The sequence below is a fragment of the Chryseobacterium sp. GW821-FHT04C04 genome, assembly GCF_059420365.1.
On record NZ_JBWKTO010000005.1, the window covers coordinates 473,758 to 487,700 of the forward strand.

A 13,943-nucleotide genomic window follows, 5' to 3' on the forward strand; every position below is an offset into this window, starting at 1 on the left:
AGATTATTTTGCCCGAAGCGTTTTTAAGGCGCAAAGATTTTATCTCCGATAAAATTGAACACTGTTAATTTCTTAAGCTAAGAATATGGACTGATTAAGTATTACACTTGTTGGAAATCTTTGATTTCCTTGTGCCCTAAAAATATTCACAATGATGAGTTTTTTTAGCGCCTTTGCGTTACTCAACAAAAATAAAAAGCAGGACTCCAATGAAGTCCTGCTTTTATATATTAAGTATCCTGAAAATTATTCAGGCTTATAAGAATCTTTCAGCGTTACTGTACGGTTAAATACGAATGTATCCTCTGTAGAATCCTGATCTTTTGTAAAGTATCCAATTCTTTGGAACTGTAATGGCTCTCCTACCGCAACTTCTTTAAGGCTTGGCTCAGCAAAACCTTTGGCTGTAGTTACAGATTCAGGGTTGATGAAGTTTAAGAAGTCAACATCTTTCTCTGCATCAGGCTGCTCCACGGTAAACAGATGATTGTAGCTTCTTACTTCTACAGGAATAGCATGTTTTGCAGAAACCCAGTGTAGAGTTCCTTTTACTTTTCTTAAACTTTCCTCTGTTCCACTTCCAGATTTACTCTTCTCATCATAAGAAGCGTAGATTGTTGTGATCTCTCCATTTTCATCCTTCTCTACTCTTTCAGCTTTGATGATGTAAGCAGATTTCAAACGAACTTCTCCGCCTAATTTAAGTCTGAAGAATTTATTATTAGCTTCCTCTTTGAAGTCTTCGCGCTCGATATATAATTCTCTTGAGAAAGGTACTTCTCTTGTTCCTGCATTTTCCTGCTCAGGGTTATTTTCAGTATCCAACCATTCTTCCTTGTCTTCAGGATAGTTTTCAATCACTAATTTTACAGGATCTACAACTGCCATCACACGTTTAGCTACCTTATTCAGGTCTTCACGTACACAGAAGTCCAGCAACTGAATTTCGATTAGATTTTCTCTTTTCGCCACCCCTACTTTATCAATAAAGTTTCTGATGGAAGTCGGAGTATATCCTTTTCTTCTCATTCCTGAAATGGTAGGCATTCTAGGATCATCCCATCCGGTTACAGCTCCTTCCGCTACCAATCTCTGCAGCTTTCTTTTGGAAGTAATCATATAGGAAACGTTCATCCTTGCAAATTCTCTCTGCTTGTTTTTAACCTTTCCTTCTTCATACACCTGATCTAGATACCAGTTGTACAAAGGTCTGTGGTTTTCAAACTCCAAAGAACACAGCGAGTGTGAAATTTGTTCGATATAATCGGATTCACCATGAGCCCAGTCGTACATTGGATAGATTTTCCATGCAGTACCCGTTCTATGGTGAGGTTTGTTCAAAATTCTGTACATAACAGGGTCACGCATATTCATGTTTGGCGAAACCATGTCGATTTTTGCACGAAGAGACATTGAACCACTTTCAAATTCACCGTTTTTCATCCTTTCGAATAAATCTAACGATTCTTCAACAGGACGGTTTCTGTATGGAGATTCAATTCCTGGTTCTGCAGGATTTTTCCTTTGTTCTGTAATGACTTCTGATGCTTGCTCATCTACGTAAGCTTTTCCTTCTTTAATTAACTGAACTGCCCAATCGTAAAGCTGCTGGAAGTAATCGGATGCGTACAAAACTTTATCCCATTTGAAACCTAACCATTCTACATCTTTCATAATAGAATCTACAAATTCCTGTTCTTCTTTTTCAGGATTCGTATCGTCGAAACGAAGGTTTACGGGAGCATTGTATTTTTCGCCCAGCCCAAAGTTGATGCAGATTGCTTTTGTGTGCCCTACATGCAGGTAACCATTTGGTTCAGGCGGAAAACGGAAACGGATCTGATCTTTATTCAAACCGTTTGCCAGATCATCTTCAATAATTTGCTCAATAAAATTGAGGGATTTTTTTTCTTCTTCCATTAAGATTAGCTTTTGTTTTTGTACAAAAAAAGTTGTACAAAGTTACGGAAAATTTGGGGTAAAGAAAACTCTATTTTTTTGTATCTATTTTAGATGGTTTAGGTTTCTTAAGCTTATCAATCCATATTTGCAACTGGCCTTTAGGAATAGCTTTTTTAAAATTTTTATTGTCAAAATACTTATGTTCCAAAACCAGATCTTTTTTACCAAGCTCTCTTGCCAGTTTTTCTGCTATTTCAGCATCACCTCCATTAAAATACCGAACCTGATTGATATCAAAAGAAGAAACATTTTGCATGCCCTGAACACTGAATATATATTTTTTCTGTCTATTTTTGGGATTATCAATGATGACTTCGTTGCTGATATAATTTCCCATATTTTTGATGAGTTCCGGGTTTTCTTTTTCAGCTTTATCTGAGTAATAAATATATACTGTAGATACGTTTGCACCATTATTATCATTAGAAATCATTTTAGTACGCTCATCTGTGATTTTTTTCAAAGCATTAATGATAAGTGTCGCACCACTCTTTTCAGAGCTTCCATATAAAAACATTTTGTTTATTGTTTTCTTACTGATCAATCTTGTAGTAGCAAATTCTTCTGAGTTTCTTATATTTAAAATTGTATCGGTGATTCCCTCTTGTTTATTAAATATATTGTTACTGCTTTCAACTTCTTTTTCTAAAAAACTTAAAGCATCCTTAGCATGTCCGTTAAAAGGTACTTTATAAGTCTGGTTTATCGTATAGTACAGCATAGATTTTCTTAATAAGTCCGAAGATTTATCTGTTTTTTTATCTGATTTATCTGCTGAAAGGAAATTAATCATTATAAACCGTATCTTTCTTTTAGTGTGGTTTTTTAGATAGTTTTGATAATAGCTTTTTAATTTTTTATAAACAATTAAGGTTGTAGATGTTCCTGTATTTTCATAAAAGCCGCCATCGCCCAGATGGTCTACTCCCGGAACATTATTGTAAGTGCTCAACAATGGAAATGCCTGGCTTTGTGCTACAGCAGCGGAAATCGGGATGTAGTTCTCTTTTCCGTATTTAGTATTTGCAAATCTCTTAACAATATCTTTCACACGACTGGTATCTAAATCCTGAACAGGTGAAAAAATAGCCTTTTCACCTTTATTCATCATAGTTGTATTAATAAAGAATAAAGGATTGAGCTGTTTTTGTTTATCAATTTTTTCTTTGTACCACAAATCCAGATAGTTTTGATCAAAATAAGCTTCAATAGATTTTAAACTGTCCGGTCTTATCATTGAAGTTGCAGCAAGCATTGCATTCTTTTCTTCTTTCTGCAAAATATAATTCCTGTCGATATGAGCTCCGCTAAGCGAAGCAATAGGATTAATAAAATAATCAGAAAACATAAGTCCTAAAAAATTGCTGCTGAAATAATTGGTAGTGTAAATTTCTTTAAGCAATTCATATCTTCTATTATCTGCAAATCCGGCTTTTGGAATTTCAGGTAAAATATTTTTCGTCTTAGCCGCAAAATAAAAATTAGCTCCATTTGATGATCCTGATACGGTAGAAATACTAAAGATATTATTATAAAACTGAGGATTTACAGCTTCTACATTCAGCAGATTGGCAAGCAGCCAGCTTCCTGCCGTAGACCCTCCTCCTTCTCCCGAAATAAGGATAACATCAATGGGTTCATTATTTTCCTTTTCATTAAATTGATGATTATGTATCAGCCACTGAAGAAAATACCCATTCAAAGTCATTCTTTTGTCAACCTTTTCTGAAGTAGGGCATTGGTATACATTTTCTCCTGCATCCGATTTTATCATGTGGATGTTTTTATCAGGCAACAATATGAATATCACAAGCATGATCATCATTACTGCATAGAAAATATACCGCTGTCTGTCATATTTTCCTGTAGGTGAAGCGTTTTTATAGCGATCAATCACAACAATCATTCGCGGAGTTGTATAAAGTAATTCAAAAGCTAATATAAATACCGTTGAGACAATGATTAGTATTACCGTTGGAGAAATCCAGATTAATTTTGAGTTCAAACTAAACAAACAGAAAATCAATAAAAGTGAAACACTGAGAAAGATGGTGGACCGGTGAAGCGTTTTACTGAATTTATATTTTTGTTCCGTAGTTGCCGACTCTTTTTCTTTATACACTAAAAATAAAAAAGTACTCACAATACAGAAAACATTATAAATAGCCAATAAACTTAAGAATATATTATAATATTTCTTTACGCAAACCGGATTTGTACTGCATTTATTGCTAAGCTCAGGATAGGCAAACAAAAAGATAACTAATGGAAGGACAGCAATTACAATAGCTACCAGAATTAGGGTATTTAGTAATCTTTTGCGGGTTTTATTTCTAGTAAAAAACTTGTGAAATATATTGTATTTTCTATTCAGAAGATTCAGAATATACATAGAAAGCAGGAATAAATATAAAAAGATATACCAGACTGATTCTATTATAAATAAAGACTTCATCAGACAAACAGTCAAAGTAATAGTGTAGATAACCCAGGGAGCAATAGCTATGTACTTGACCGGAATTTGATTTCTCTTTTCATTTCTCTTTCCATTATAAATGTCTTCAAAACCTTGATAATATGACAAAACTTCCTCATGTGGAGTTTTAGACCCTAAAAATATTTTTAGAAAAGATGCAGGAATTACCCACAAAGCAAGCGTTAGAAGAATAAATGACAAACAGATAAAGAATATACTGGCAAAATTTCCTTTATCACTTAATGCATAGATGAAATCATCACTCACATCTGAAATCACAAAAAGTAAAAAGACAAAAAAAACAGACAAAAAGATATAAATTCCATTAGATTTAATGGTATTATAAAGCTTTTCAAAATAATAGATTATAGTTTCCATGGTATTAATTTTAGTTGATTTTAAAGTTAGTGAAACTGAAATCTGATGCAAATCACCCGAAAGTGGTATTTTCAATCATTATTTTTAATAACTTTATGAAAAACTAATCATGGCCGTTTATATCTTAAGCAACCGGAAAATCATCCGGCATAAAGGCGAAAAAGTGGACTCTTTTTCTAATGATGAATACTCAATTCCCAATTTCAGGATTGCTAAATGTGATTTTGAAAACTATAAAGAACCCACTGCACAAGCCAAAAAAAAGAAAGATTACACCAACAGGAATATTGTAAACTACAAACTGTTCTCCGAACCCGAAAAACAAGGGTATCAAGATGTTTTAGATGTTCTGTTGAACGAAAAAGGAGTTAAAAATTCTTCTCTTACAGCCAATAATCTGGGCGGAACTCAGAGAATGTTCTATGAGCTGTATAAAAATATGTCTTCTACTAAAGAAAGGAGTGATGTACTGATATTTATTCATGGCTATTTGTATGATTTTGATGATGAATTAAAAGCTATTCTAGACCTTAAGAAAATATTCATTGATAATCCGGCATCACCTGTAGAACATATTTTATTCGTAAGCTGGCCTGCCTCAGGAAGTATTATTCCGTTAAGTTATTTTGATGATAAGGCATCCAGTATCAATTCCGGAGCATCACTGATGAGGATGTTTTATTTCTATACCCAGTTTTTAAAGGATATTTTTTCAAACAGAGATCTTGTGCCCTGCAACCAAAGAATTCATATCATGACCCATTCTTTGGGAAACAGAGTCCTTCAAAGCATGCTGTACAGTCTTAAACGTGAAAATATACTTCGTGTCATAGATCAGGTGTTGCTGTTAAATGCAGATGTGACTTATAAAGTATTTGAAGATTCTGAAGATTCTTTTAATAAATTGCCTTTATTAGCCAACCGGATTTCTATTTATCTCAACAGACAGGATGCCGTTTTAGGCATTTCTCAATTCACTAAAAATATTCTGACACCAAGGCTGGGTAAAAACGGACCGAGTGACATTGACCGTTATAAGGATATTGTTTCTATTATTGATTGTACGTTTGTGAAAGACGACCTTCTAAACAGCTTAAAATATGAAGTAGGACATCATTGGGGATATCTCTCGAGCTCACAGGTACAGAATGATATCATTCAGAATTTAAATGGAATAGACAGAAACCTTATTACCAATAGAACAAAGAATAACGAAAATATTTTCACAATTATTTCTTAACAAATAATTAAAATAAACTTTAAAAAATGAACTCTATGTTAAAATTAATTCAATGCTAGAGTATGGCATAAAGATTGCCAATTCAAACTATAGGGAATTACAATTTTTTATTATGGAACAAATTAAAAAAAGGTTTTCTTATATTTTAAACTATATAAAGAAGGCCATCTTCGTAAAAGATGTGATTTAACTGAATAACAACCTCTAAACATTAATTATCCGATAAAAAACTACTTTAGCCATTCAACAGAATTGAAAACTGATTACACTTCCTACAAATTTAATGCAGGAATGTATTTTCATTTTTAGTATTCGGATTACTTCTCTACCTATTCATCCTGATATTTAATATCTATATAATAATTTTCGCCATATTGTTAAATATAGCTAAATAATTCCCTGTATGTTGTATAATTGAAAAAAGTTTTCGACATTTGATTATCAATCAAATAAAATATTAAACATGAAAAATCTAAAAAAAATCAAAAGAGGAGAATTAAAGACGATCAAAGGAGGAAGACCACCTCTTGGATGCAACAGCTGGAACCCAGCTGCCATGTGCTGTAGATCGTGGGCCCCTGATTACTGTGGCCAGGCTACATGCCCGGATTCACCTGCTCCATCATGTTAATTAATTTTTCTCAGTTATATTTTGAACCATAGCAGCTCATTTCTGAGTTCCAGATCGGATTCAAAATTATTGACAAATAAAGCTCCAGTGCCCAAACCTTGAGGCATTGGACTTTTTTTTGTAAATGTATATTGAGCGATAGCATTCAAGCCAATATTACTTTCCAACGCTGAAGTAATCCACCAGTCTATATTCTGATTTTCAGCAAGAGAAATCCATTCATCCGAACCGGAAAATCCCCCTACCAAAGCAGGTTTCAGAATGATATATTGGGGTTGTATTTTTTCTAAAAGCTTTTTCTTTTCTTCAAGATCAATAATCCCTATTAACTCTTCATCCAATGCAATTGGAGTGGGTGTTTTTGCACATAATTCTGCCATATCATTCCAGTTTCCAGCTTTGACAGGCTGCTCAATAGAATGAATGTGAAGATCCGCAAGCTGTTGCAAAACGGTAACTGCTTCATCTTTACTGAATCCTCCGTTGGCATCTACACGAAGCTCTAGCTGGTCTTTGGAAAACTTTTCTCTTAATTTCTGAAGAATAACATGTTCTGATTTCCAATCGACACCGATTTTCAATTTAATACAGTGAAATCCTTTTTCCAGTTTCTCCTGAATCTGTTCTTCCATATACCCTGCATCACCCATCCATATCAGACCGTTGATCGTAATGGCAGATTTTCCTTCAGTAAACTCACTTGGAAAATAAAGACTGCCTCCATATTTCAGATTCTGAATAGCCTGCTCATATCCAAACCAGATTGACGGAAATTCTTTCAGTTCTTCTTTCAAAAAAGCGTTATTCTGATTGATATTTTCGCAAAGCCATTTTAATTTGTTTTCATAATCAGGTCTGTCATCAAAACTCAGTCCCCTGAAAATAGCACATTCTCCTACTCCTTTTCTTCCGCCTTCAGAAATAGTAAGGATAAAGGTTTCCTTATCAAGCAAAACGCCGCGAGATGTTCCACTCGGGCGCTTAAATTGTAATAAATATTGTAAATAATTTGCTTCCATTATTTTACGCTGTCGATACGCATAAATTCTTCTGCTTTCTCTACCATTTCTATACTTCCACAGAAGAACGGAATTCTCTGGTGAAGTTCTGTAGGTTCTATTTCCAGAATTCTTCTGAATCCGTCTGTTGCTTTTCCTCCTGCCTGCTCTGCAAGGAATGCCATCGGATTACATTCGTATAACAACCTTAATTTACCATTTGGAGCCTGTGAATAAGAAGGATAAATATAAATTCCTCCTTTCAGCATGTTTCTATGGAAGTCTGCTACCAAAGAACCGATGTATCTTGATGTATAAGGACGGTCTCCTTCTTCCATCTGGCAATACTTAAGATAGTTTTTTACTCCCTGAGGAAATTTGATATAATTTCCTTCGTTGATAGAATATATTTTACCCGTTCTTGGGAAAGTCATATTAGGATGAGAAAGATAATAAGTTCCCAAAGAAGGATCCAGCGTAAATCCGTTTACTCCGTTTCCGGTCGTATAAACAATCATTGTAGAAGAACCGTAAATAACATATCCTGCAGCAATCTGATTGATTCCTTTTTGTAAAAAGTCTTCTAATTGTACGGGAGTTCCAGGTTCTGTAACTCTTCTGTAAATAGAAAAAATGGTTCCTACAGAAACATTAACATCAATATTGGAAGATCCGTCCAAAGGATCGATAAGTACTACATATTTACTTAAATGACCATTTTCTCCACATTTAATATCAATAAAATCATCATTTTCTTCAGAAGCAATACCACAAACAACCTCTCTTTGAGACAAAGCCGTAATAAAAATTTCATTAGCGATCACATCCAATTTCTGCTGTTCTTCACCCTGAATATTCTGGTTTCCGGCAGCTCCTGTTATATCTACAATTCCGGCTTTATTTACTTCTCTGTTTACCACTTTCGAAGCTAATCTTATGGCACTCAGAAGACGAGAGAATTCACCTGTAGAATACTGAAAATCGTCCTGCTTATCTATAAGAAATTCTCCTAAAGTCTGTAATGGTTGATTTGACATATTTTTCTTTTTACGTTTTGCCCAAATTTCGGAAAATTTATCGCATTAAGAAAATTTAATTACAAAAGAGATTACCCACTGTATTTCAACACAATACAAACCAAATACAACATAATATGAAGCAGTTACAAAAAATAATATCCCCCAATTTGCTATTCCAGACCTATGAAAAAATCAGATTATTTCAACAATTATTGATTTTAAGGAAATCTTAATTCTATCATTCCGCTAGGCTATTTCATATCTCGTTGTAAATTTATAATTTTGACGTCCGTAAAAAACTCATGTAATTTTTTATCTAACAATTTTATTTTTAACAATTTAATGAAAATTTTCAAGTTTGGTGGAGCATCAGTAAAAGATGCTGAAAGTGTGAAAAACGTGTCTATGGTTCTAAAAAGCCAGGGATTTGCCAAATGCTTGCTGGTCATTTCAGCAATGGGCAAGACGACGAATGAGTTGGAAAAAGTTGTAGAACTTTATTTCAAAAAAGATAACTATCAAACCGAGATTGAGAAGATAAAACGAAAACACATTGAGATTGCGGAAGGACTTTTCCCTGAAAATCATGCGGTTTTCGCTGAAATCAATCTCTTTTTTGATGATATCGATTCTTTTTTAAGAAGAAATAAGTCTCCTAACTACAGCTTCGTATATGATCAGGTGGTAAGCTGTGGAGAAATGATTTCTACTAAAATATTGAGTGAATACCTGAATGAGATCCAGTTTACCAATCAGTGGTTAGATGCCAGAGATTATATTAAAACGGATAATTCATACAGAGAAGGTACAGTAGACTGGACAAGAACTGAAGAATTTATTTCAAATCTTAATCCTGAAATCTGCTATGTAACCCAGGGGTTCATAGGTTCCGACGACAACAATTTTACGGTGACGTTAGGAAGAGAAGGATCTGATTACTCTGCGGCTATTTTTGCTTACTGCTTAAATGCTGAAGCTATGACCATCTGGAAAGATGTACCAGGAGTAATGACCGGAGATCCAAGAAAATTCAATGATGTGACTCTCCTTTCTAATATCTCTTATGAAGAGGCTATTGAAATGGCTTATTACGGAGCAAGCGTTATTCACCCGAAAACATTACAGCCCCTACAGCAAAAAAGTATTCCTTTTTACGTAAAATCTTTTGTAGATCCTACTAAAGAAGGAACAAAAGTAGGTGCTTCCGAGAAAAACCAAAACGAAGAATCTTATATTTTAAAAGAAAATCAGGATCTTTTGAAAATCTCTACCAGAGACTTCTCTTTTATTGCAGAAGATCATATGAGCTTAATTTTCGGATATTTATCCAAATATAAGATCAAAGTTTCCCTAATGCAGAATACTGCAATTTCCCTGGCACTATGCCTTGAAGATAAGTTTAATCATATTGAAGAACTCGAAGAAGAGCTTCAAAAAATTTTTAAAACCGAAACAATTAAAAATGTATCTTTATTCACAGTAAGAAATGCGAAGATGGATCACATTGATAAATTTTACCATGAAAAAAATGTATTATTGGAACAAATTTCCAAGAATACTCTTCAAATGGTAACACAATAATATTAATTGCGACTAAACACACATGAGTTTAATTTCGAAAAACGATCTGATCAAAGCTTCCGGCTTAAATAAAATTGGGTTTCTAAAGAACCCAGTAGCATCTGCTGTGATGAGCATTGCTAAAATAAACGAAGTAAATAAATTATACGACAAACTAAAAGACAAGGAAGGCAAAGACTTTTTCGACTCATTTGTAAGAGAAAGAAACCTAAGCTATATAGCTTTTGAAGAAGACTTGGCAAAGATTCCCAAAACGGGACCATTTATACTGGTTTCTAATCATCCGCTGGGTGCTATAGACGGGATTCTGATGTGCAAAGTCTTATCTGAGGTTCGTCCGGATTTTAAGGTGATGGGAAATTTCCTTTTGGAAAAGATCAAACCTATGGAACCGTATGTAATCGCAGTAAACCCTTTTGAAGGTAGAAAAGAAGCTTACAGCAGCTCTTCAGGAATGCGTGAAACGCTCAAGCATTTGCAAAACGGAGGCTGTGTAGGTATTTTTCCGGCGGGAGAAGTTTCCAACAAAAACAATCCTTACGGAGAAATTTTAGATAAAGAATGGGAAAAAACGGCACTTAAGCTCATAAGAATGGCTAAAGTGCCGGTAGTTCCTATGTATTTCCATGCTAAGAACAGCCGACTTTTTTATCAGGTGGCGAAGCTTCATCCGAACTTGCAGACCTTGATGCTTCCGGCTGAAATGATGAATGACAGGGAAAAGCCAATCAGAATCAGAATCGGACGACCGATCACTGTAAAGGCCATGGACGAAATGGAAACGATTGAGGAATTAGGCGAATTTCTGAAACGTAAGGTGTATATGATGAAATCTTACTACGAAAAGAGAAAATCCCTTGCTCAAAGCATCAATCTTCAGAATTTATCCGTAAAGTTTCCTTTGTTAAAGGAAGAAAATATCGTTCAGAATATTATTGATGAGACTCCTGTGGAAGATATCATAAAAGATGTTGATAAGCTGAGAGGAACTGATAAAATGCTGTTCAGTAACGGAAATTATGAGATCTACTTCACGACATACGAAGAAATCCCTTCTATTATGAGGGAAATCGGACGTCAGAGAGAGCTTACTTTCCGTGCAGTAGGTGAAGGAAGCAACCTTCCGTTTGACCTTGATGAATATGACAAACATTACCACCACTTATTCCTTTGGGACAATGGTGAGAAAAAGCTGGCTGGTGCTTACAGAATGGCACTCGGTAGAGAGGTGATGAAAAAATATGGCATCAAAGGCTTCTATACAAGCTCTTTATTTGAGTTTGAGCAGGATATCCATCCTTTCTTCAAAAAAGTGATTGAAATGGGCCGTGCCTATATCTGCCAGGAGTATCAGCAGAAGCCACTTCCTCTTTTCCTTTTATGGAGAGGAATTGTACATGTCTGTCTGAGAAATCCTGATCATAAGTTCCTGATGGGTGGCGTGAGTATCTCCAATAAGTTCTCGGAGTTCTCAAAATCTCTGATGATCGAATTTATGCGTTCCAATTATTTTGATTCTGCAGTAGCTCAATATATCACTCCAAGGAATGAATATAAAGTAAAGCTTCGTGACAGGGATAAAAACATTTTCTTTGAGGAAATGGAATCTGACCTTAATAAGCTGGACAAGATTATTGATGACCTTGAACCGGAATTGAGACTTCCTGTTCTGATCAAGAAATACATCAAACAAAATGCTAAAGTAATTGCTTTCAACGTTGATCCTAACTTTAATGATGCGATCGATGGATTGATGTATATCCGAATCAGTGATCTTCCAGAAAACACGATAAAACCGGTATTGGAAGAGATGAGCGAACAGATCAGAAAGGAGCAGGAAAATAATCCGGCTGATAATCAGTAAGTTTTTAACTTTATTCAAAAAAAGTACGATGACTACTTGCTTTGTATACTAAAACTTGCTACTTTTGCATCACTTTAAAACAACGAAGTAAGTCAAACAAAAATATAATGGTTTCTTAGCTCAGTTGGTAGAGCAATGGATTGAAAATCCATGTGTCCCTGGTTCGATTCCTGGAGAAACCACTTTAAAACCTCTAATTTATTTTAGAGGTTTTTTTGTTTTTTATAAGCATACTTTTCTCACATGCTTCCACAATAAAATTTATATACTCAGCAAATTTCCAACCCTACACCACCATCAAAGCACACCTATCCAAAATTTGAACATTTTGACTAGTGGGTTCAAAAAGTAATATGACAAAATATCATATTTATATGGAAATTGATGGGGTCATAACCAACCGATAAAAGAGGTTTATTATTTCAAATATAATTACAAAAAATTGTAATTGAAAACAGTGCTTTGATAAGACAAATGTGTCTCTTGAAGAAAAAGGGAAAGAACTGCAAATTGTTTGGAAAAAATTTCATACTGAATACTATAGCCTAAATTATATATTAAATAACATCAGTAAAGCTTTCCCAGAAGGCGTGTAAGTTAAAAATTTTCTCTCTTTAACTTCATTTGAATAGTATCCTTGTAAAAAATCATCTTCCATTGCATTGAACTATTTCTAAAATTGTTAATCTGAACAGGAATTGTATCAGGTTTACTCGGATTCTTTTCGTAAGATATAACCTTAAAACTCTGTTTTTTATCATCGTAATGATATTTCATAAATATTGAAGTACTATCCACATACATAAATGGGTTTGGGCAATAATACATTTTTCCTCTTTCTTCAATATAAATTGTTTTCCAAGCCAAAGTATCTTGTTGCCATTCATTGTCTCTAACCAATTTTCCATTACGAAACATCGACGTGACCTTCCATTTTCCAAAATATTTTTTTGAAAGGTGAACGTCATAATTATAGTAGATAACAAATAATAAAGGAATTAGAATACATAACACACGAGCAATTGAGCGTGAAAAATTATTACCGATTGATGGTGCTCTATTTTTGTATTGATTAAAGAAGTTTATTATATTAACTTTTTGCTGTAAAAATAGATTAACCAAGCCTAATGTTATTAGGATTGATGTAAATAATGTAATTGGTCCAATATTATAAAAAACGTTAATCAAAACAATGTTCAGCATTACAGGTAAAAGTATTGTAATGCCTAATAAAGTTGTACGTTTGAATAGTAAAAGAATACTACCAATGATTTGAAAAAAAGCCACAATTACAGCAAGTCCGTAAGAAAATCCATAGTACTTCCAGGTTAACTCCGGACCCGTTAATACACCTGATAAAGAATCATTTATATGATATGAATAATTAAAATTAACTTCAAATATTTTTTGAAAGCCAAAATCTAATAGTAGAAATGCAATCCAATAACGTAATAATGTTGAAAGCCAAGTAATATATTTTATAGAATTAAAAGTTCCATTATTTTCTTTTTTATGCCAATAAAAAGAAAAACCAATTGAGAATAGTATTGCTAATCCTAATGTAAAAAATCCGGCAGGGAGTATAAACTGTGAAATTTTATAGGGTAAAAGAGGAGAGATTATAAAAAGAGCAGTATTTATCGTACCTACAATTGCTAAAAAAGATAATGAAAATTTCGAAAACCATTTTGTATTATTTATTACTTCGGTTGAGTTCATAGTTTTTTTATTAATCTTTTTCGGTTTTTGTTTGTACAAAATGAAGCTTAGCATTATTCTTTATGAAGCAAAAAG

9 protein-coding genes and 1 tRNA gene are annotated in these 13,943 nt (G+C 33.9%); 5 read left to right on the forward strand and 5 right to left on the reverse strand.

The features are described from left to right. Window positions 1-246 precede the first annotated feature (246 nt). Both AC07UM_RS19015 and AC07UM_RS19020 read right to left on the reverse strand, forming a co-directional pair. Window positions 247-1,920 carry a glutamine--tRNA ligase/YqeY domain fusion protein gene (locus AC07UM_RS19015; protein WP_494681606.1) on the reverse strand — a complete coding sequence of 558 codons (1,674 nt, stop codon included), beginning with the start codon at window positions 1,918-1,920 and terminating at the stop codon, window positions 247-249. A 70-nt stretch (window positions 1,921-1,990) separates the two neighbouring features. Continuing rightward, complete coding sequence (locus AC07UM_RS19020) at window positions 1,991-4,816, reverse strand: G-protein coupled receptor family protein (RefSeq protein ID WP_494681607.1); 2,826 nt, start codon at window positions 4,814-4,816, stop codon at window positions 1,991-1,993. Window positions 4,817-4,925: 109 nt separating this feature from the next. On the opposite strand from AC07UM_RS19020, the gene AC07UM_RS19025 reads away from it, so the two are divergent. Both AC07UM_RS19025 and AC07UM_RS19030 read left to right on the forward strand, forming a co-directional pair. Continuing rightward, window positions 4,926-6,056: an alpha/beta hydrolase gene (locus AC07UM_RS19025; protein WP_494681608.1), complete on the forward strand. Its 1,131-nt coding sequence runs from the start codon at window positions 4,926-4,928 to the stop codon at window positions 6,054-6,056. 463 nt (window positions 6,057-6,519) lie between these two features. Continuing rightward, window positions 6,520-6,687 (forward strand): bacteriocin-like protein, encoded by a 168-nt coding sequence (locus AC07UM_RS19030; RefSeq protein ID WP_494681609.1) that lies wholly within the window; start codon window positions 6,520-6,522, stop codon window positions 6,685-6,687. Between the two features lie 14 nt (window positions 6,688-6,701). Here AC07UM_RS19030 and menC read toward each other — a convergent pair whose 3' ends face one another. Both menC and fbp read right to left on the reverse strand, forming a co-directional pair. Next, window positions 6,702-7,706 carry an o-succinylbenzoate synthase gene (menC, locus tag AC07UM_RS19035; protein WP_494681610.1) on the reverse strand — a complete coding sequence of 335 codons (1,005 nt, stop codon included), beginning with the start codon at window positions 7,704-7,706 and terminating at the stop codon, window positions 6,702-6,704. Further along, on the reverse strand, window positions 7,706-8,722 hold the full coding sequence (gene fbp, locus AC07UM_RS19040) for a class 1 fructose-bisphosphatase (protein ID WP_109737937.1): 1,017 nt from the start codon (window positions 8,720-8,722) through the stop codon (window positions 7,706-7,708). Before fbp ends, menC begins: the two co-directional genes overlap by 1 nt. A gap of 324 nt (window positions 8,723-9,046) precedes the next feature. Here fbp and AC07UM_RS19045 point away from each other — a divergent pair, with 324 nt between their 5' ends. From AC07UM_RS19045 to AC07UM_RS19055, 3 genes are all read left to right on the forward strand, one after another. After that, window positions 9,047-10,285 (forward strand): aspartate kinase, encoded by a 1,239-nt coding sequence (locus AC07UM_RS19045; protein WP_124534038.1) that lies wholly within the window; start codon window positions 9,047-9,049, stop codon window positions 10,283-10,285. Window positions 10,286-10,307: 22 nt separating this feature from the next. Then, a complete protein-coding gene (locus AC07UM_RS19050) occupies window positions 10,308-12,149 on the forward strand; it encodes a bifunctional lysophospholipid acyltransferase family protein/GNAT family N-acetyltransferase (RefSeq protein WP_494681611.1) in 1,842 nt (613 codons plus the stop codon). Window positions 12,150-12,258: 109 nt separating this feature from the next. Further along, a tRNA-Phe gene (locus AC07UM_RS19055) sits at window positions 12,259-12,331 on the forward strand. Window positions 12,332-12,746: 415 nt separating this feature from the next. Here AC07UM_RS19055 and AC07UM_RS19060 read toward each other — a convergent pair. Next, window positions 12,747-13,868 (reverse strand): hypothetical protein, encoded by a 1,122-nt coding sequence (locus AC07UM_RS19060; RefSeq protein ID WP_494681612.1) that lies wholly within the window; start codon window positions 13,866-13,868, stop codon window positions 12,747-12,749. Window positions 13,869-13,943: the final 75 nt, after the last annotated feature.